Annotated in this window: 15 protein-coding genes; all 15 read left to right on the forward strand. The window is 69.0% G+C overall.

The features are described from left to right. Positions 1-34: 34 nt before the first annotated feature. Entirely contained in the window at positions 35-340 is a 306-nt protein-coding gene (fliE, locus tag HL658_RS03825) for a flagellar hook-basal body complex protein FliE (protein ID WP_180280537.1), read from the forward strand. Positions 341-362: 22 nt separating this feature from the next. Beyond that, the gene (locus HL658_RS03830) at positions 363-644 is read left to right on the forward strand and encodes a flagellar biosynthetic protein FliQ (protein WP_180280538.1); all 282 of its coding nucleotides are present in this window, start codon (positions 363-365) and stop codon (positions 642-644) included. Positions 645-654: 10 nt separating this feature from the next. Further along, positions 655-1,425 carry a flagellar biosynthetic protein FliR gene (gene fliR, locus HL658_RS03835; RefSeq protein ID WP_180280539.1) on the forward strand — a complete coding sequence of 257 codons (771 nt, stop codon included), beginning with the start codon at positions 655-657 and terminating at the stop codon, positions 1,423-1,425. A gap of 12 nt (positions 1,426-1,437) precedes the next feature. Then, a complete protein-coding gene (gene flhB, locus HL658_RS03840) occupies positions 1,438-2,517 on the forward strand; it encodes a flagellar biosynthesis protein FlhB (protein WP_180280540.1) in 1,080 nt (359 codons plus the stop codon). Positions 2,518-2,572: 55 nt separating this feature from the next. Then, positions 2,573-5,092 (forward strand): hybrid sensor histidine kinase/response regulator, encoded by a 2,520-nt coding sequence (locus HL658_RS03845; RefSeq protein WP_343054994.1) that lies wholly within the window; start codon positions 2,573-2,575, stop codon positions 5,090-5,092. 161 nt (positions 5,093-5,253) lie between these two features. Continuing rightward, positions 5,254-6,714 carry a TrkH family potassium uptake protein gene (locus tag HL658_RS03850; protein WP_343054995.1) on the forward strand — a complete coding sequence of 487 codons (1,461 nt, stop codon included), beginning with the start codon at positions 5,254-5,256 and terminating at the stop codon, positions 6,712-6,714. A 352-nt stretch (positions 6,715-7,066) separates the two neighbouring features. Further along, positions 7,067-7,417 carry a RidA family protein gene (locus tag HL658_RS03855; RefSeq protein WP_180280541.1) on the forward strand — a complete coding sequence of 117 codons (351 nt, stop codon included), beginning with the start codon at positions 7,067-7,069 and terminating at the stop codon, positions 7,415-7,417. A gap of 29 nt (positions 7,418-7,446) precedes the next feature. Continuing rightward, on the forward strand, positions 7,447-8,472 hold the full coding sequence (locus HL658_RS03860) for a glycosyltransferase family 9 protein (RefSeq protein ID WP_180280542.1): 1,026 nt from the start codon (positions 7,447-7,449) through the stop codon (positions 8,470-8,472). Positions 8,473-8,613: 141 nt separating this feature from the next. Further along, on the forward strand, positions 8,614-11,937 hold the full coding sequence (gene treS, locus HL658_RS03865) for a maltose alpha-D-glucosyltransferase (RefSeq protein ID WP_180280543.1): 3,324 nt from the start codon (positions 8,614-8,616) through the stop codon (positions 11,935-11,937). A gap of 89 nt (positions 11,938-12,026) precedes the next feature. Continuing rightward, positions 12,027-14,273: a 1,4-alpha-glucan branching protein GlgB gene (gene glgB / locus HL658_RS03870; protein WP_180280544.1), complete on the forward strand. Its 2,247-nt coding sequence runs from the start codon at positions 12,027-12,029 to the stop codon at positions 14,271-14,273. A 58-nt stretch (positions 14,274-14,331) separates the two neighbouring features. Continuing rightward, a complete protein-coding gene (locus HL658_RS03875) occupies positions 14,332-16,539 on the forward strand; it encodes a helicase-related protein (protein WP_180280545.1) in 2,208 nt (735 codons plus the stop codon). Positions 16,540-16,644: 105 nt separating this feature from the next. Continuing rightward, complete coding sequence (gene moaD, locus HL658_RS03880; protein ID WP_180280546.1) at positions 16,645-16,896, forward strand: molybdopterin converting factor subunit 1; 252 nt, start codon at positions 16,645-16,647, stop codon at positions 16,894-16,896. Positions 16,897-16,912: 16 nt separating this feature from the next. Then, positions 16,913-17,386 (forward strand): molybdopterin synthase catalytic subunit MoaE, encoded by a 474-nt coding sequence (gene moaE / locus HL658_RS03885; protein WP_180280547.1) that lies wholly within the window; start codon positions 16,913-16,915, stop codon positions 17,384-17,386. An 87-nt stretch (positions 17,387-17,473) separates the two neighbouring features. Then, positions 17,474-17,935 (forward strand): DoxX family protein, encoded by a 462-nt coding sequence (locus tag HL658_RS03890; RefSeq protein WP_211109645.1) that lies wholly within the window; start codon positions 17,474-17,476, stop codon positions 17,933-17,935. Beyond that, on the forward strand, positions 17,935-18,861 hold the full coding sequence (locus tag HL658_RS03895; RefSeq protein WP_180280548.1) for a pirin family protein: 927 nt from the start codon (positions 17,935-17,937) through the stop codon (positions 18,859-18,861). Before HL658_RS03890 ends, HL658_RS03895 begins: the two co-directional genes overlap by 1 nt. Positions 18,862-18,882 lie beyond the last annotated feature (21 nt).

Here is an 18,882-nt window from a genome sequence, read left to right on the forward strand (position 1 = left end):
CGCGCGCCGTCCGACACGCCAGGGGACCAGGATCATGGCCACCAACATCGCCGGCGCCATCGCCGCCTACGCCAACACCGCCGGCCGCCTGACCGGCCCCGGCATCGGGCGCGAAACCCCGGCCACCTCCTTCGGCGAGGTGCTGGAGAACGCCGCCCGCAACACCATCGGCAGCATGCGCCGGGGGGAGGACATGTCGGCCCTGGCGTCGGTGGGCAAGGCCGACATCACCGATGTCGTGCAGGCCGTCACCAACGCGGAGATGACCCTGCAGACGGTCACCGCGGTGCGCGACAAGGTGGTGACCGCCTATCAGGAAATCCTGCGGATGCCGATCTGACGGTGGCTGAGCGGCCAGTGCCATGAGCGAGACGGATGTCATCGAGATCTGCCGCACCTCGCTGGTGACGCTCGTCTTCGTGGCGGCACCGGTGATGGTCGGCATGATGATACTGGGCACCACCATTTCCATCTTCCAGGCGGTGACCCAGATCTCCGAGCAGACGCTGGCGATGGTGCCGAAGCTGCTGCTGGTGTTCGGCCTGTCGATCCTGCTGATGCCCTACATGCTGAACCAGATGACCCATTATTTCGAACAGGAGATCATCGACCGCATCGTCGCCATGGGCAGTGCCTCGCCGTGAGGCTGCGGCGATGAACGTCCTTCAACAGCTTCTTGCCGAACAGGTCTATGTCTGGCTGGTGGTCTTCGCCCGTGTCGGCAGCGCCTTCATGGTGATGCCGACCATCGGCGACGCCTTCGTCGCCCAGCGCGCGCGGCTGCTGCTCGGGCTCGCGGTCAGCGTGCTGGTGGCCCCTGTGGTGCAGGCGCGGATCCCGCCGATGCCCGCCGACCCCTTTGCGCTGCTGGTCCTGCTGATGGGGGAGATCACGGTCGGCGTCTTCGTCGCCAGCGTGGCGCGCCTGTTGATGAGCGCGCTGGAGACGGCGGGCTCGATCATCGCCGTGCAGGCGGGTCTGGCCAATGCCCAGGTGTTCAACCCGGCGATGGCCGGTCAGGGATCACTGCCTGGGGCACTGCTGGGCTGGCTGGGGCTGCTTCTGATCTTCCTGACCGACCTGCATCATCTGCTGCTGATGGCGGTCGTGGACAGCTTCGACTTCTTCATTCCCGGCGCCGCCCTGCCGGTGAACGACATGGCGGCGACCATCGGGCGGCTGGTGTCGCAGAGCTTCCTCATCGGCCTGCAGATGGCGGCCCCCTTCATCGTCGCCGGCATCATGTTCGCCTTCGCGCTCGGACTGCTGAGCAAGCTGGCACCGCAGGTGCAGGTGTTCTTCCTGTTCACCTCGCTCCAGGTGGCGGTGGGGCTGTTCATGTTCGCGCTCACCCTGTCGGCGATGATGCTGTTCTGGCTCTCGCACTTCGAGCAGGGGCTGATCGCTTTCCTGCGCATGACCTGAGGCGGGGAGGCCATGTCCGAAGACGCCGACGAGTCCTCCAAAACAGAAGACGCGACAACCCGAAAACTCGAGAAGGCGCACGAGCAGGGCCAGTTCGCCATGAGCCAGGAGGTGCAGCTCTGGTTGTCGCTGGGCGCCACCCTGATCATCTTCCTGACGCTTCTGCCGGGGCTGGTCTCGGACCTCATGCTGCGGCTCACCCGCTATGTGGAGGAGGTGGACAGCGCGCCGATGGACCGTGGCTCCATCGGGCACCTGCTGATGCGGGTGATGATGGACATCCTGACGGCCCTGTGGCTGCCGGTGCTGCTCCTGATGGTGGCGGGCGTCGTCAGCACGCTGTTGCAGAAGGGCTGGTCGGTCGCCTGGGCGGTGATCACCCCGAAATTCAGCAAGCTCAATCCCATTGCCGGCTTGCAGCGGATGTTCTCACCGGCGCAGCAGAGTGTCGAACTGGCAAAAGGATTGGCGAAGATCGGCGTGGTCGGCGTCGTTGCCTACGTCGCGTTGCTACCGATGGTGCGGGCGATCGAGCATTTCGTCGGCATCGAATTGCTGCTGATGCTGTTGGAGATGGAGGATCTGGTCGGCCGCCTGCTGATTGGCGTCTTTGTCACAGTGATGATCATTGCCGCCGCCGACCTGATCTGGCAGCGCTACACGTACAACAAGAAGATGAAGATGACCAAGCAGGAGGTCAAGGAGGAGCACAAGCAGGCCGACGGCGACCCGCAGGTGAAGGCCCGCATCCGGCAATTGCGCTTCGAGCGCGCGCGCAAGCGCATGATGGCCGCGGTGCCGACCGCCGACGTGGTGGTGACCAACCCCACCCACTTCGCGGTGGCCCTGAAGTACGACGCCATGAGCATGGGGGCGCCGATGGTGGTGGCGAAGGGCGCCGACACGCTGGCCCTCAAGATTCGCGAGGTCGCCACCGAGAACAAGGTGCCCATTGTGGAGAATCCGCCACTGGCGCGTGCGCTTTATGCCACGGTGGAGATCGACCAGGAGGTCCCGTCGGAGCATTATCGTGCCGTGGCCGAAGTGATCACCTATGTGATGAAGCTCAAGAAGCGGTCTCCGCGCGGCTGACCTCCGGTCGGCGCCCGCGGCGGGCGCGATCCCGGTTCAACCGTCTGGTGCAGCCTTGGACGACGCATCCACCCGCCACCTGGAACCGCCGCGTCAGGGCGGAGTGCTCATCCGCCCGGATGGCGGGCGCTTCGATCCCATGGACACGCTTCTCGCCACCGGACTTGCCGGCGGGCTGGTCGCCGCGGCGGTGGGCGTGGCGGTCGGTGACGCGCTGCCGGCCTGGCTGGGGCTGGCGCTGGCGGCGGTCACCATGGCCGTCCTTGCGGTGCGCTTCGGCCGTGCCCGCGGCCTGCTGCGCCGTGATCGCACGCTGCTTCTGGGCGCGCTGGAGGGGCAGCAGGGCGGTCAGCTCATCGCCGACGCCTTCGGCCAACCGGTCTACATCGACGCCTCCTTCCGCGCGCTGGCGGGAGTCGGGTCAGGCGACGATCCGCTGGAGTCACTGCGGCGCCAGCTCTCCGCCGACGCCGAAGGGGCGGTCGCCTTCTCCCGGCTTGCCGAGCGCGTGCGTGGTGGTGTGCCGGCCGCCGTCGACCTGATGCTCCCGCGCGAGGGGCGGTCACCGGAATGGCGGCGGGTGGAGGTCAGGCCGATCGCCGGTTCGCCCGGAGCCTCGCACTGGCGCATCGAGGACATCACCGCGCGGCGGGAACTGGAGCAGGTGATGCGGCGCGAACAGGCGAAGCTGGTCGATTTCATGGACCATGCGCCGGTCGGCTTCTTCTCGGTGGACCAGGACGGTGCCTTCCTGTTCGTCAACGGCACGCTGGCACGCTGGCTCGGTGCGTCACCGGGCGACCTCGTGGACGGTGGACGCAGGCTGCACGAGATGCTGGCGGATCCGCCCGACAACGCGGCCCCCTACGACCTGTTCGACGGCGGCGGGCCCGAGCAGCGCGGCGAGGTCGCCATGCGCGGTGTCGGGGGCCGGACCTTCAACGCGTCGGTCACCCAGACGGTCGTGGTGTCGGACGACGGGCGCAGCGTCCACACCCGCTCGGTGGTGCGGGACCTGACGCCGGAGCATGAGTGGAAGGAGGCGCTGCGCCTGTCCGAGCAGCGCTTCCAACGCTTCTTCGAGGACGCGCCCATCGGCATCGCGCTGGTGGACGAGGACGGCCGGCTCGCCGAGTGCAACCGCGCCTTCCTGGCGCTGATCGGCGCGCGCTCCGCCGATGTGATCGACCGCCCGTTCGACCAGCTCATCGAACCGCGCGACCGTGTCGCGGTTCAGGAGCGGCTGACCGCGGTGCTGGCGGGGGCCGATCCGGCCACCCCGCTGGAGGTGCGGCTGCCCGGCGGGCGCGATCTGGTGGTGCAGCTCTACGCACGGCGGCTGGCCGGGGTCGGGCGCTCGGGTCTGGCCGGGCTGATCCTGCACTTCATCGACCTGACCGAGCGCAGGAACCTGGAAGCGCAGTTCGCCCAGTCGCAGAAGATGCAGGCGGTTGGCCAGCTGGCGGGCGGCGTCGCCCACGACTTCAACAATCTGCTGACGGCGATGATCGGCTTCTGCGACCTGCTGCTGCTGCGGCACAAGCCGGGCGACCAGTCCTTCAGCGACATCATGCAGATCAAGCAGAACGCCAACCGCGCAGCCAATCTCGTGCGCCAGCTCCTGGCCTTCTCGCGCCAGCAGACGCTGCAGCCGCGCGTGCTGGCCGTCACCGACGTGCTGGCGGAGCTGGCGAACCTGCTGCGGCGGCTGATCGGCGAGAACATCGAGCTGCGGATGCTGCACGGCCGCGACCTGGGTTTGGTCAAGGTGGACCAGAACCAGCTGGAGCAGGTGATCATCAACCTCGTGGTCAACGCGCGCGACGCCATGGGCGGCGGCGGCCGGCTGACCATCGTCACCAACAACGTCGCCATCGACCAGCCCGAGCGTCGCGAGCACGAGGAGATAACGCCCGGCGCCTACGTGTCGATCGAGGTGATCGACACCGGCCACGGCATCCCCAAGGAAAACCTTCAACGCATCTTCGAGCCGTTCTTCTCCACCAAGGAGGTGGGGTCCGGCACCGGGCTCGGGCTGTCGACGGTTTACGGCATCGTGCGGCAGTTCAACGGCTTCATCTCCGTCGATTCCGCACCGGGGGAGGGGGCCCGCTTCACCATCCTGCTGCCGCGCCACGAGGGTGCGCCGCGGCCCCCCGCCGAGCCGCCGGAGGCGCGCGACCGCAGCCGCAGCGACCTGACCGGTTCCGGCATCATCATGCTGGTGGAGGACGAGGACGCCGTGCGCGTCTTCTCCGCCCGCGCCCTGCGCAACAAGGGCTATCAGGTGCTGGAGGCGAAGAACGGAGAGGCGGCGATGAGCCAGCTCGGCGCCGACGGGGCGCGCGTCGACCTGTTGATCACCGACGTGGTGATGCCGCAGATGGACGGCCCGACGCTCGCCCGCAAGGTGCGGGAGGCGCGGCCCGACATGAAGGTCATCTTCATCTCCGGCTACGCCGAGGACCGCTTCAAGGACGACCTGGACGGACCATTCGCCGCGCATTTCCTGCCGAAGCCCTTCTCGCTCAAACAGCTCGCCTCCAAGGTGAAGGAGGTCATGCGCGGCGGTTGATCAACCGCGGCCGATAGCGCCTTCCGGAGCCGCCCGCTTGGTGATAAGAACGCGCAACGGCGGTGAATTGTGGCGCAATCGCCGCAAAGTTCCGTGGCGCAAGGGGTTTGCATGACGACTGTGGTGGTCGGCACCGGACAGGGCGGGAAGGTCCGGCCGGCATGGTGATGACGACGCTGGACGTCCGTCCCGTCTTCTACATCGTCGGTGCGCTGGTCACCATCATCGCCGCCGCGATGTTGGCGCCGATGGCGGTGGACATCAGCGCCGGCAATCCGGACTGGGTCGTCTTCGCCACCTCGGCTGCTCTGACGGTGTTCTTCGGCGTCCTGATGATGCTGATGAACCGCACCGACACGGTGGTGTTGAACCTGCGCCAGACCTTTCTGCTGACCTCGGTGGCCTGGGTCGTGGTGTGCGCCTTTTCCGCACTTCCCTTCATGCTGTCGCGCCTCAGCCTGTCGGCGGCGGATGCCTTCTTCGAGGCGATGTCCGGGCTGACGACGACCGGCTCGACCGTGATCGTCGGGCTCGACACGCTGGAGCCGGGGCTTCTGCTGTGGCGGTCGCTGCTGCAATGGCTGGGCGGTGTCGGGATCATCGCGATGGGCATCGCCATTCTGCCGTTCCTGCGGGTCGGCGGCATGCAGCTCTTCCGGTCCGAGTCTTCCGACCGCTCCGACAAGGTGGTGCCGCGGGCCAGCGACCTCGCGGTCGCTGTGGCCTGGATCTACATGATCCTGACGCTCGCCTGCACGGCGGCCCTGGCGCTTGCGGGGATGAACCTGTTCGATGCGGTGAACCACGCGATGACCGCGGTGTCCACCGGTGGATTCTCCACCAGCGACGCGTCGGTCGGGGGGTGGAAGAGCGCGTCCATCGAATGGATCCTCATCGTCTTCATGATGGCCGGCGGCATGCCTCTGGTGCGCTTCGTCAGTCTGGCACGCGGCGACGTCGGGCCGATATGGCGCGACACACAGATCCGCTGGTTCGTCGGCTTTCTCGTGGTGGTGTCGGCGGCGCTCGCCGTCTGGGTCAACCAGGCACTGGATCTACCGTTGTTGGAGTCGTTCCGCCTGTCCGCCTTCAACGTCGTCTCGGTGGTCACCACCACCGGTTACGCCTCCGGCGACTACAGCCTGTGGGGCCCGCCCGCCGTGGTGGCCTTCCTGATCCTCACCATGGTCGGTGGCTGCACCGGCTCCACCGCCGGCGGATTGAAGATTTTCCGCTTCGAGGTGCTGTTCATGGTCCTGCGCGTGCAACTCCACCGTCTGTACATGCCGCACCGTGTGCTGCCCCTGCGCTACAACGACAAGCCGGTGGACGCCGACGCCATGGTGTCGGTGATGAGCTTCGGCTTCGTCTATGTCGCATCGATCTTCATCGTCGCGCTGGCGTTGGGCGCCTTCGGGCTGGACATGATCACCGCGGTGTCGGGTGCGGCGACGGCGCTCGGCAACGTCGGTCCGGGGCTCGGCCAGATCATCGGCCCCGCCGGCAATTTCCAGCCGATTCCCGAGGCGGCGAAATGGGTGCTGTCGCTTGCGATGCTGCTGGGGCGGCTGGAGTTCTTCACGGTGCTGGTGCTGTTCAACCGGCAATTCTGGCGGCAATAGAACGCCCACGCCAACCGTCGGTCTGCAAATAAGTATGCCCTTATATTGCCGGTGCGAACCTGCCGGCCGCCGTCGTGTTCTGCAAATGACCGCAGGCGTTGCGGGTGTGTTCTAAACACACTAATAATCGCATACAAAACAACTTAAAGAGCTGCGCGATTTTATCTCGTCATGAGTGTGGGGTAAAGGGATTTTCCATCTATGACCATTGCCAATTCAGAATTTCTTCATATCAACGTTTACTGATTTCGCCGGCGTTGGGAGGGCGTCCGGAACCGCCTCGGCTCTGGACGGCGCAGCACCCGCTTCGGTAAGGTCGCGGCCGGTTCCACGTCATTCCGGACATCACACCATGAGCATCCAGCGTTTCGAAGTCGGCCCGCGCATGAGCCAGGCCGTCGCCTACAACGGCATCGTCACCACCGCCGGTCAGGTGGCGCTCGACAGCGCCGGCAAGTCGGTGGCCGAGCAGACCCGCGAGGTGCTGGGCCGCATCGACGCCCTGCTGGCCGCCGCCGGCACCGACAAGAGCAAGGTCCTGACCGCCACCATCTGGCTGGCCGACATCGGCACCTTCGCGGAAATGAACTCGGTTTGGGACGGCTGGGTGTCGCCCGGCAACACGCCGGCCCGCGCGACGGTGGAGGCGAAGCTGGCCGCTCCCGCCTTCCAGGTCGAGATCCAGGTCACCGCCGCCATCTGACCGCCGCCGGACAGGGGGAGGAGCCGCCCATGACCGTTGCCCGCCCGGACGAGCCCGTGGCGCCGCTCGCGGTGTTCAGCCACGGCGAGCTGATCGGCGACGCCATGGTCAAGATCCCGTTCCTGCGGGGCCTGCGCGCGCTCTTCCCCGACCGTCGGATCGTCTGGATCACGACGGAGGAGACGCATCTGGAAACGACGTTGGCGCCACTGATCGCCGGCACCATCGACGAGTTCCGCAGCAACACCGGCATCGGCACCAGCCCGCTGGAACTGCTGAAGCCGCTTCCCGAGCGGCAGCGCTTCTCGCTCGTTATCGACACGCAGACGCTGTGGTGGCGCACGCTGATCGCGCGCCGTTTCCGTCATGACCTGTTCGTGTCGCCCTGCGCCTCCTACCGCTTCTCCGAACGCAAGCCGCCGCCCGACCGCCGCCGCCCGCGCCACCTGATGGACCGGCTGTTCGGCCTGTTGGAGGTGGCGGCCGGCCGCCCGCCTCCGGTCGAGCCGCTGCGCGACGGCGTGCCCACGCCACCCGATGCGGCGGCGGAGGCGCGCGCCCTGCTGCCGGATGGCGCGACCTATGTCGCGCTGGCGCCCGGTGCTGGCAAGCGCCACAAATGCTGGCCGCTCGACCGCTACATCGCGCTGGGCCGCGAACAGGCGGTGCGTGGCCGCGTGCCTGTCTTCATCCTCGGCCCCGGTGAGACGGAGTGGATGACGGCGCTGCGGGAGGCGTTGCCGACCGCGCTCTTCCCGCTCCAGGACGAGCGGGTGGGGGAGCCGCGCTACACCCCGGTGCGGACCATCGCGCTGACGCGCCGCTGCGCGGCGGCGGTGGCGAACGACAGCGGCATCAGCAAGATGTTCGCGGTGGCCGACATCCCGCTGGTCACCCTCTACGGCCCGACCGACGGCGACAAGGTGCACCCCAAGGTCACCGCCGGCACCTATCTGACCGCGCAGCGCTTCGGCGGCACCGCCATGGACCGCATCCCCATCGCCGCCGTGGACGGGGCTGTCGAGAGCCTGATATCGGCCGGGCATACGGATTAGGTGGTAGCCGCCGGGTCCGGTCACCCGCACGTCCGGGTTGGCTGGAAAGATTGATCGAGGCACTATCGGCAGGCCGTCGTGAAACCTTCTCGCCACGGCCGTGTTTCCGATGCACCCGCCAACCTCGACCCCCGACGGCCCATGATCGACCGGCAAGACCGCCTCTGGTACAAGGACGCTGTGATCTATCAGCTTCATGTGAAGGCGTTTTTCGATGCCAACAACGACGGCATCGGCGACTTCGCGGGGCTGACGCAGAAGCTGGATTACATTCAGGATCTCGGCGTCACGACGCTGTGGTTGCTGCCCTTCTACCCGTCGCCGCTGCGCGACGACGGGTACGACATCGCGGATTACCGTGCGGTCAATCCGGCCTACGGGTCGATGCAGGACTTCAAGCGCTTCATGCGCGAATGCCACGACCGCGGCCTGCGCGTGATCACCGAGCTTGTGGTGAACCACACTTCCGACCAGCACCCGTGGTTCCAGCGAGCCCGCACCGCCAAACCGGGGTCGAACCACCGCGACTTCTACGTCTGGTCCGACACCGACCAGAAGTACCAGGGCACGCGCATCATCTTCTGCGACACGGAAAAGTCCAACTGGACCTGGGATGCCGAGGCGCAGGCGTATTTCTGGCACCGCTTCTACTCGCACCAGCCCGACCTGAATTTCGACAACCCCCGCGTTCTGCGCGAGGTGTTGAACGTCATGCGCTACTGGCTGGACATGGGGGTGGACGGGCTGCGGCTCGACGCCGTTCCCTACCTGAAGGAGCGCGAGGGCACCAACAACGAGAACCTGCCGGAGACGCACGACGTCCTCAAGGCGATCCGCGCCGAGATCGACAAGGGCTACGGCGACCGCATGCTGCTGGCCGAGGCCAACCAGTGGCCGGAGGATGTGCTGCCCTATTTCGGCGATCCCGCCAAGGGCGGCGACGAGTGCCACATGGCCTTCCATTTCCCGTTGATGCCGCGCCTCTACATGGCGGTGGCTACGGAGGACCGGCACCCCGTCGCCGACATCATGCGGCAGACGCCGGAGATCCCGCCCGACTGCCAGTGGGCCGTCTTCCTGCGCAACCACGACGAGCTGACGCTGGAGATGGTCACCCATGACGAGCGTGACTATCTCTGGAACTTCTACGCCTCCGACCGGCGGATGCGCATCAACCTGGGCATCCGCCGCCGCCTGGCGCCGCTGCTGGAGAACGACCGGCGCAAGATCGAGCTGCTGCACAGCATCCTGATGTCCATGCCCGGCACGCCGGTGATCTATTACGGCGACGAGATCGGCATGGGCGACAACATCTTCCTGGGCGACCGCGATGGCGTGCGCACGCCGATGCAATGGTCGATGGACCGCAACGGCGGCTTTTCCCGCACCGATCCGGCGCGGCTCTACCTGCCGCCCATCCAGGACGCGGTCTACGGCTTCCAGACCGTGAACGTCGAGGCGCAGACCCGCAGCCCGTCGTCGCTGCTGAACTGGATGAAGCGGCTGATCGCCACCCGGCAGCAGCACAAGGCCTTCGGCCGCGGGTCCTTGCGCATCCTCACCCCGGGAAACCGCAAGATCCTGGCCTATCTGCGCACCCACACCATGGAGGACGGCAACGACGAGGTGATCCTCTGCGTCGCCAATCTCTCCCGTTCCGCCCAGGCGGTGGAGCTGGATTTGCGCGAGTTCAAGGGGCGGGTGCCGGTGGAGATGCTGGGCCGCACCACCTTCCCACCCGTTGGCGAGCTGCCCTATCTGCTGACGCTGCCGGCCTACGGTTACTACTGGTTCGCGCTGGCCGCCGAGGCGGCGCTGCCGTCCTGGCACGAGACGGTGCCGGAGCCGATGCCCGACCTGCTGACGGTGGTCATGCGCGACGGCTGGACGGCTTTGGCCAGCGGCAAGGCGCTGGAGGAGTTGGAGCGCGACACGCTCGCCAGCTTCCTGCCCAAACAGCGCTGGTATGGGGCCAAGGACCGGCGCATCGAATCCACCAGCATCGACCTGGGCGTCAAACTGCCCGGCCCCGGCGACGGCTTCATGCTGACCCGCGTCGCCGTTGCGCTGGCGGGGGAGGCGCAGCCGGAACAGTATCTGCTGCCGCTCGCCCTGGACTGGAGCGATGGCGCGGCGCGCAGCGGCTCGCCGCTGCTTCCCTACACCATCGCCAAGGCGCGGCGGGGGCCGCGGACCGGGGCGATCTATGACGCGTCGGCGTCGGACGGCTTCATCCGCACCCTGATCGGCACCTTGCGCAAAGGCGACGAGCTGTCGGCCGGCACGGGCATGGTGCGGTTCCAGCCCACCGACCGTCTGGCCGCCGTCGAGGTGCCGGAGGACGCGGAGATTCGCCGCCTCGGCGTGGAGCAGTCCAACACTTCGGTGCTGGTCGGCGACGCAATGGTGGTCAAGGTGCTGCGCCGGCTCCAGCCCGGCCTGCATCCGGAGCTGGAGGTCGGACGCTTCCTGACCGAGGTCGCGGGGTTCGAGAACACCCCGCCGCTGCTGGGCACGGTGGAGCATATGGACGCCGACGGCACGCCCACCGCGTTGGCGGTGGTGCAGGGCTTCGTTCGCAACCAGGGCGACGGCTGGGCCACGACGCTGGACTATCTGAACCGCGAGCTGGACGACATCCGCCTCGGTGTCGAGCCGCCCGCCGACCGCGCGGAATCCGAAACGCCGGAGCCCTTCGCCTTCTCGGTCAAACTGGCCGCCACTCTCGGTCAGCGGACCGCCGAACTGCACCGCGCATTCGCGCAGGAGACCGGCGATCCCGCCTTCGATCCGGAGCCGGTGAAGCCCGCCGACATGAAGCGGTGGACCGCCAACGTCCGCAAGCAGATCGAGGCCGGGTACAAGGTGCTGGAAACGGCGCTCGACCGCCTGGGCGCCGAGACGCGCACCGACGCGGAAGCCCTGCTCGGTCGCCGCGGCGAGGTGCTCGACCGCATCGCCGAACTGGCCGACCTGCCCGTCCACGCCGTCAAGACCCGGATCCACGGCGACTACCACCTTGGTCAGGTTCTGAGCGTCAAGAACGACTGGTTCATCATCGATTTCGAAGGTGAGCCGGCGAAGTCGCTGGAGGAACGGCGGACCAAGCGGTCGCCGCTGGTGGATGTCGCCGGCATGATCCGCTCCTACAACTACGCGGCGTGGGCGGCGGTCTTCCGGCTGGACGACCAGGCGGCGGAGACGGCGGCGCAGTCCCGGTTGCTGGAGGCCGCGCGCGACTGGGAGCGGCGGACGGTGAGCGCGTTCCTGGACAGCTACCGTGGCACCATCGCCGGCTGCCCGGTGTGGCCGGACGAGGAATCCGCGGCCGACCGGCTGTTGGCGCTGTTCCTGCTGGAAAAAGGGTTCTACGAGATCGCCTACGAGGCCGCGAACCGGCCGGGATGGCTGTGCATCCCGACCCGCGGGGTTTTGGGCCTGCTCGACGGGGACGCGAGGCGCTGACGACGGTTTAAGGATGCGGGTCCGGATGGCGCGCCGTCCGGGCGCCCGTATCGTGGACCGGTCAGCGACGAGGGAAGGGGAGTTCAGTGATGCCGAACGACATGCGCCGCGAAATCCGGGAGGAGACGGCGGCCGATCCCATGCTGCAGGGCGGGATCGACGCCATCGTCCGCGCCGATCACGGCGACCCGTTTTCCATCCTGGGCATGCACCAGTTGCAGGCCGGCGGCCCGGTGGAGGTGCGGACCTTCCTGCCCGGCGCCGAGCGGGTGTGGGTGATCGAGGCCGACGGCGGTGCGGTTGCCGGCGAGATGGAGAAGATCCATCCCGACGGCTTCTTTCTCGGCCGCCTGCCCGAGCGGCGCGACCGCTTCCGCTACCGTCTGCGCGTCGACTTCCCGCTGGCCACCATGGAGTTCGAGGACGTCTACCGCTTCGGCAACGTGCTGGGCGAGTTGGACGTCCATCTGCTGGCCGAGGGCACGCACCTGAAGGCCTATGAGCGGCTCGGCGCCCATCCCCGCGAACTGGACGGTGTGCAGGGCGTTGCCTTCGCGGTGTGGGCGCCGAACGCCCGGCGCGTCAGCGTGGTCGGCGATTTCTGCGACTGGGACGGCCGCCGGCTGCCCATGCGCCGCCGGGTGGAGGCCGGCGTGTGGGAGATCTTCGTGCCGCACGCCCAGGCCGGCCAGCGCTACAAGTTCGAGATCAGGGGGGCGAACGGCGACCTGCTGCCGCTGAAGGCCGACCCCGTCGCCTTCGAGGGCGAGCTGCGCCCGGCCAACGCGTCGGTGGTGCACGGGCTGCGGGATTATGATTGGCGCGATGCGGAGTGGATGCGCACCCGCGCCGCCGCCGGCGAGCGCACGGCGCCCATGTGCGTCTACGAGGTGCATCTGGGGTCCTGGGCCCGGGTGCCGGAGGAGGGGAACCGCTTCCTCACCTACGCCGAACTGGCCGACCGCCTCGTCCCCTACGCGCGCGACATGGGCTTCACCCACATCGAGATGCTGCCGGTGACGGAGCATCCCTTCGACGGCTCCTGGGGCTACCAGCCCATCGGTCTCTACGCGCCGACCAAGCGCCACGGCTCCCCGGAGGATTTCAAGCGCTTCGTGGACGCCTGCCACGAGGCCGGCATCGGGCTGCTGCTGGACTGGGTGCCCGGTCACTTCCCGACCGACCCGCACGGGCTGGGCTGGTTCGACGGCACGCATCTGTACGAGCACGCCGACCCGCGCCAGGGCTACCACATGGACTGGAACACCCTGATCTACAATTTCGGCCGGCGGGAGGTGTCGAACTATCTGCTGGGCAATGCGCTGTTCTGGCTCGACCATTATCACCTGGACGGGCTGCGCGTGGATGCGGTGGCGTCCATGCTCTACCTCGACTATTCCCGCAAGGCCGACCAGTGGGTGCCCAACCAGTTCGGCGGGCGCGAGAACCTGGAATCCATCGCCTTCCTCAAGCGCATGAACGAGCTGGCCTACGGCAACCATCCCGGCACCGTGACGGTGGCGGAGGAGTCCACCGCCTGGCCCGGCGTGTCGCGGCCGACCTGGCTGGGCGGTCTCGGCTTCGGCTACAAGTGGAACATGGGCTGGATGCACGACACGCTCAGCTACATGCAGAAGGACCCGATCCACCGCCGCTACCACCACCACCAGCTCACCTTCGGGCTGGTCTACCAGTTCTCCGAGAACTTCGTCCTGCCGCTCAGCCACGACGAGGTGGTGCACGGCAAGGGCTCGCTGATCACCAAGATGCCGGGCGACAGTTGGCAGAAATTCGCCAACCTGCGTGCCTATTACGGCTTCATGTGGACCCATCCCGGCAAGAAGCTGCTGTTCATGGGCGGCGAGATCGCCCAGTGGCGGGAGTGGAACGAGGACGCCAGCCTTGACTGGCACCTGACCGACGACCCCATGCACAAGGGCGTGCAGGACCTGATCCGCACGCTCAACGGCGTCTACCGGTCCTGCGCGCCGCTGCACGCCTTCGACTGCGACCCGCAGGGCTTCGAGTGGATCGAGGCGAACGACAGCGACAATTGCGTGCTGGCCTTCCTGCGCAAGGGACCCGACCCCGAGCACCATGTCGTGGTCGTCGGCGGCTTCACCCCGATCCCGCGCGAGAACTACCGCGTCGGCGTCAGCCTGCCCGGCACCTACCGCTGTCTCGTCAACACCGACGACGCCCGCTTCGGCGGCAGCGGCAGCTTCACCGTCGAGACCTTGGAGACCGAGGAGGTCCCCTGGCATGGACGGCCTTACTCGGTCACGCTGACCGTGCCGCCGCTGGCGACGGTGGTGCTGGAGCGGCGAGGCGGCTGAGCTCGGCGCGTCGTGCCTGCGCGTTGACCCCGGACGCGGGATCGGTCAGAACCCCGCCATGACCGATCCCGACGACACCGATCACCCTCTCGACCCGCAACTCGTCCACGACCTCGCCCGCGCCCATCCCGAGGTGGTTCCACTCGCCGCCACCGGCTGCGCTCGGGTGGAGCAGGCGGCGTCACGCGGGCTGCTGCCGCTCGGCCTGCCGCTGCCCAAGGGCCGGCGCGACCTGCTGGTGGCTGCCGAGCGGCGCGAGGCGGTGGCGCGCGAGATCGCCGGGGCGGTGGACCGGGCCGGCCGCCGCAACGCGCTTCTGGAGCAGGGCCGCCGCGCGCTGGCCGGCGCGCGGGTGTCGCTCCACCCGGCGGAGGACCGCACCCGCGTGCGTGCCGTGCTGGCCGACGAGCTGCCATGGCCGGAGCTGCCGGCTCCCATCCGTCTCCAGGTGTCGCGCACGCTGGACACGCTGGAGCTGGCCGACCTCGACGACCGCGAGCTGGCCGCAAGGCTGGAGGGCGACCCGGCGCTGTCCTCCGCCATGGAAGACGCGCTGTCGCGCACCGCAGCCCGGCTGCGCGCGCTGGCGGAGGACACCGGCGACGGCGCCGACGGTTGGAGCTTCGCGGCCCTTGCCGAGCGGCTGTCGCGCGCCGCGCGCAACCGAGCCGACGTGGACGACCTGCTCGCCCGCTGGGACCGGGCGTTCGACGCGTGGCGGCGGGAGCGGGCGGAGGCGCGCGGTCGCGCCTATGTCGACCGTCACTTCGACTTCGCCCGTTTCGAGCGGCTGTTCCCGGTGGCCCGCGGCATGGGGCGGCGCATCGTGCTGGTGGTCGGTCCCACCAACTCCGGCAAGACGCACCGCGCCATTGAGGCGCTGACCGGTGCCCGCGACGGCGTCTATCTGGCGCCGCTGCGCCTTCTGGCGCTGGAGGTGATGGAGCGGCTGAACGCCGCCGGCACGCCCACCACCCTGCTGACCGGGGAGGAGGAGATCCGCACCCCCGGCGCCCGTCACACCGCGTCCACCATCGAGATGCTGGACCCCGACCGGCCGGTCGAGGTGGCGGTGATCGACGAGGCGCAGATGCTGGCCGATCCCGACCGCGGCTGGGCCTGGACCGCCGCACTGATCGGCGCCCCCGCCCGCACCCTTTACGTGCTCGGCGCGCCGGAGGTGCGGCCCTTCGTGGAGCGGATCGCCGCCCATCTCGGCGAGCCGATGGAGGTGGTGGAGCTGGAACGCAAGACCCCGCTGACCCTGATCGACCGCCGGCTGGAGTGGGAGGAGGTGGAGCCCGGCGACGCGCTGATCGCCTTCTCCCGCCGCGAGGTGCACAGCGTGCGTGACACGCTGCTGGCCCGCGGGCTGAGCGTGGCCGCCGTCTATGGTGCGCTGGCCCCGGCCGTGCGACGGCGGGAGGCGCAGCGCTTCCAGTCCGGCGCGGCCGATGTGGTGGTGGCGACCGACGCCATAGGCATGGGGCTGAACCTGCCCTGCCGCCGCGTGCTGTTCACCGCCCTGGAGAAGTTCGACGGCCGGGCCGTCCGCCCGCTGACCGCCACCGAGGTGAAGCAGATCGCCGGCCGCGCCGGCCGCTTCGGCCAGCACGAGGCGGGGGAGTTCGGGGTGATCGCCCGCGGCACCCCGCAGGCGCTGCGCCGCCTGCTCGATCAGAGCGACCCGCGGCTCGGCCCCAAGGCGCCGCTGTCCGTGCGCCCGTCGCGCGCCATGCTGGCGCGTCTGGCCGAGTATCTGGGAAGCGACGAGGTGGCGCCGCTGATCGACCGCTTCGCCGAGGCGCGCACCACTGGCTCCCCCTACCGCGTCGGCGATCTGTCGGCCTTGCGCGCCGTGGCGCTGCTGCTGGACGCCCGGCGCATCGCGTTCCCGGTCAAGCTCGACCTGCTGCTGGTCCCCGCCGACCTGGAGGAGGAGGCCGAGGCCCGCTTCCTGAAGGCCGTGCTGGACGCGGTGGAGGCGGGGGAGCCGCTGCCGCTCGGCCGGGTGGTGCCCGCACGCATCGACGGGCTGGCGGCGGCGGAGCTGGAGGGGCTGAGCCGGGCCTGCGACCTGTATTTCTGGGCGGCGCGGAAGCTGCCGGACCTGCTGCCCGACCGCGAGCAGGTCCGCGCTCGGCGCGACGCCATCGGCCAGCGCCTGTCGGAACAGCTCGCCAGCCGCGCCCGCCGCCGCGAGCCGCCGCCCGCCGCCGGCTTCCGCGGCGCGCCGCGCAAGCGCTACGGACCCCGGCGGCGTTGACCCTGCGGCGCGGACGGCCGCATCGTTCGGGTGACGGATGGAAGGGCTGTCCTGGCGGGAGCCCGGTGCTATGGTGGGACCACTGCCCTTCAGCGAGGTTCGGTCATGAAGGTTCTCTATTTCGCGTGGCTCAGGACCCGCATCGGCGTGGCGCAGGAGGTGGTGGAGCCGCCCGCGGAGGTGACCACCGTCGGCGGGCTGGTCGAGTGGCTGAAGACGCGAGGCCCCACCTACGCCTCGGCGCTCGCCAACACCAAGGTGGTCAAGGTGGCGGTCAACCAGGAATACGTCCCCTACGACCACCCCGTCGGTCCCGGCGACGAGGTGGCGCTGTTCCCCCCGGTCACCGGCGGCTGAGCGGGGAGGGCGCGCCATGACCGTGCGGGTGCAGGCGGAGGATTTCGACGTGGGTGCGGAGATCGACGCGCTCACCCGCGACCGCCATACCATCGGCGGGGTGACCGCCTTCGTCGGGCTGGTGCGCGAGATCGCAGGCGGCGACGCCGTGTCCGCCATGACGCTGGAGCACTATCCCGGCATGACCGAGCGCCAGCTCGAAGCGATCGAGGCGGAGGCGCGGCGGCGCTGGCCGCTCGACGATGTGCTGCTGGTCCACCGCTATGGCCGGCTGGAGCCGGGGGACCGCATCGTGCTGGTGCTGACCGCCTCGGCGCACCGGCAGGCGGCCTTCGAAAGCTGCCACTTCCTCATCGACTGGCTGAAGACCAAGGCACCCTTCTGGAAGCGGGAGGAGACGCCGCAGGGCGACCGCTGGGTCGAGGCCAAGGACAGCGACGACACCGCCGCCGCGCGCTGGGCGGAAAACCCGGTCTGGCCGGGGGGCTGATAAGTCGCCCTGACCTTGTTGCTGGGCCCTTGCATCGCTGCGACGCGGCACGACATCCTGCGGATCGACGCTCTCAGGGAGGGGACCATGTCGGCCATTGGCCGTTCGACCATGACAGGATCCGAGGGCGCGCTGGCGCCGGACGCGGTGCTGCTGATTTCCCGCCTGCTGCTGGGCGCCATCTTCCTGTGGAGCGGCTTCGGCAAGCTGACGGCGCTGTCCGGCTTCACCGCCGGGATGGAGGCGGCCGGCGTGCCGATGGCGGGCGTGATGGCGCCTCTGGGGGCGGCTGCGGAGTTCCTGGGCGGCCTCGCCCTCATCCTGGGCGCGTGGACGCGCCTTGCGGCGCTGGCGTTGGTCGTCTTCACAGTGGTCGCGACGCTCATCGCCCACCGCTTCTGGGCGGTGGCGCCGGAGCAGGCGCAGATGCAGACCATCCAGTTCATGAAGAACCTCGCCATCGTCGGCGGGCTGTTCGCCCTGGTCTCGGCCGGCGGCGGCCGTTACGGCGTGGACGGGTTCCGGCAGGGTCGCAGGGAGAGCTGGTGATGACCGACCAGACCTCGGACGACGAACCGCTTCCCCCCGGCCTCGACCTCGTGGTCGTGCCGCGCACCAGCGATATCGGCGGGCTGGAGGTGCGCCGCGCGCTGCCCACCGTCCGCCGCCGCATGGTCGGCCCCTTCGTCTTCCTCGACCAGATGGGGCCGACGGTGCTGCGCGCCGGCAGCGGGCTGGACGTGCGCCCGCACCCGCACATCGGGCTGGCGACCGTCACCTACCTGTTCGAGGGCGAGATCCTGCATCGCGACAGCCTGGGCACGGTGCAGCCGATCCGGCCGGGTGCGGTCAACTGGATGACCGCCGGCCGCGGCATCGCCCATTCCGAGCGCACCGCCCCGGAGCTGCGGGCCGCCGACAACCCGCTCTCCGGCATCCAGATGTGGGTAGCCCTGCCCAAGGACCGTGAGGAGACGGACCCCGCCTTCGCCCACCACCCCGCCGACAGCCTTCCCGTGGTGGAGGGGGAGGGCAAGCGGGTGCGGCTGATCGTCGGTTCCCTGTTCGGCGCCACCGCACCGGTGCCGCAGCCCTGGCCCATGGCCTACGCCGACGCCGTTCTCGACGCCGGTGCGCGGCTGGAGGTCCCGGCCTTCCATGAGGAACGGGCCGTCTACATCGCCGCCGGGCGGATCGAGGTGGCCGGCACCGTCTTCGAGGCGGGGAGGCTGCTGGTCCTGCACCCCAGCGACCCGCTGGTGCTGCGCGCCGCGGCACCGTCGCGGGTCATGCTGCTGGGCGGCGAGCCGATGGACGGGCCGCGGAACATCTGGTGGAACTTCGTCTCCAGCTCCAAGGACCGCATCGAGCAGGCCAAGGCCGATTGGCGCGCCGGCCGCTTCGGCGCGGTCCCCGACGAGCACGAATTCATTCCGCTGCCGGGCGAGGAACCAACCCCGGTGCGATACCCCTGACGCGGTTATCCCTGGCGCCGG

The organism is Azospirillum oleiclasticum, assembly GCF_013423485.1.
Taxonomy (GTDB): Bacteria; Pseudomonadota; Alphaproteobacteria; order Azospirillales; family Azospirillaceae; genus Azospirillum; species Azospirillum oleiclasticum.

Coding starts and splice junctions, on each gene's coding strand:
- fliE (WP_180280537.1), top strand. CDS start 35: ATGGCCACCAACATCGCCGGCGCCATCGCCGCCTACGCCAACACCGCC.
- HL658_RS03830 (WP_180280538.1), top strand. CDS start 363: ATGAGCGAGACGGATGTCATCGAGATCTGCCGCACCTCGCTGGTGACG.
- fliR (WP_180280539.1), top strand. CDS start 655: ATGAACGTCCTTCAACAGCTTCTTGCCGAACAGGTCTATGTCTGGCTG.
- flhB (WP_180280540.1), top strand. CDS start 1,438: ATGTCCGAAGACGCCGACGAGTCCTCCAAAACAGAAGACGCGACAACC.
- HL658_RS03850 (WP_343054995.1), top strand. CDS start 5,254: ATGGTGATGACGACGCTGGACGTCCGTCCCGTCTTCTACATCGTCGGT.
- HL658_RS03855 (WP_180280541.1), top strand. CDS start 7,067: ATGAGCATCCAGCGTTTCGAAGTCGGCCCGCGCATGAGCCAGGCCGTC.
- HL658_RS03860 (WP_180280542.1), top strand. CDS start 7,447: ATGACCGTTGCCCGCCCGGACGAGCCCGTGGCGCCGCTCGCGGTGTTC.
- treS (WP_180280543.1), top strand. CDS start 8,614: ATGATCGACCGGCAAGACCGCCTCTGGTACAAGGACGCTGTGATCTAT.
- glgB (WP_180280544.1), top strand. CDS start 12,027: ATGCCGAACGACATGCGCCGCGAAATCCGGGAGGAGACGGCGGCCGAT.
- HL658_RS03875 (WP_180280545.1), top strand. CDS start 14,332: ATGACCGATCCCGACGACACCGATCACCCTCTCGACCCGCAACTCGTC.
- moaD (WP_180280546.1), top strand. CDS start 16,645: ATGAAGGTTCTCTATTTCGCGTGGCTCAGGACCCGCATCGGCGTGGCG.
- moaE (WP_180280547.1), top strand. CDS start 16,913: ATGACCGTGCGGGTGCAGGCGGAGGATTTCGACGTGGGTGCGGAGATC.
- HL658_RS03890 (WP_211109645.1), top strand. CDS start 17,474: ATGTCGGCCATTGGCCGTTCGACCATGACAGGATCCGAGGGCGCGCTG.
- HL658_RS03895 (WP_180280548.1), top strand. CDS start 17,935: ATGACCGACCAGACCTCGGACGACGAACCGCTTCCCCCCGGCCTCGAC.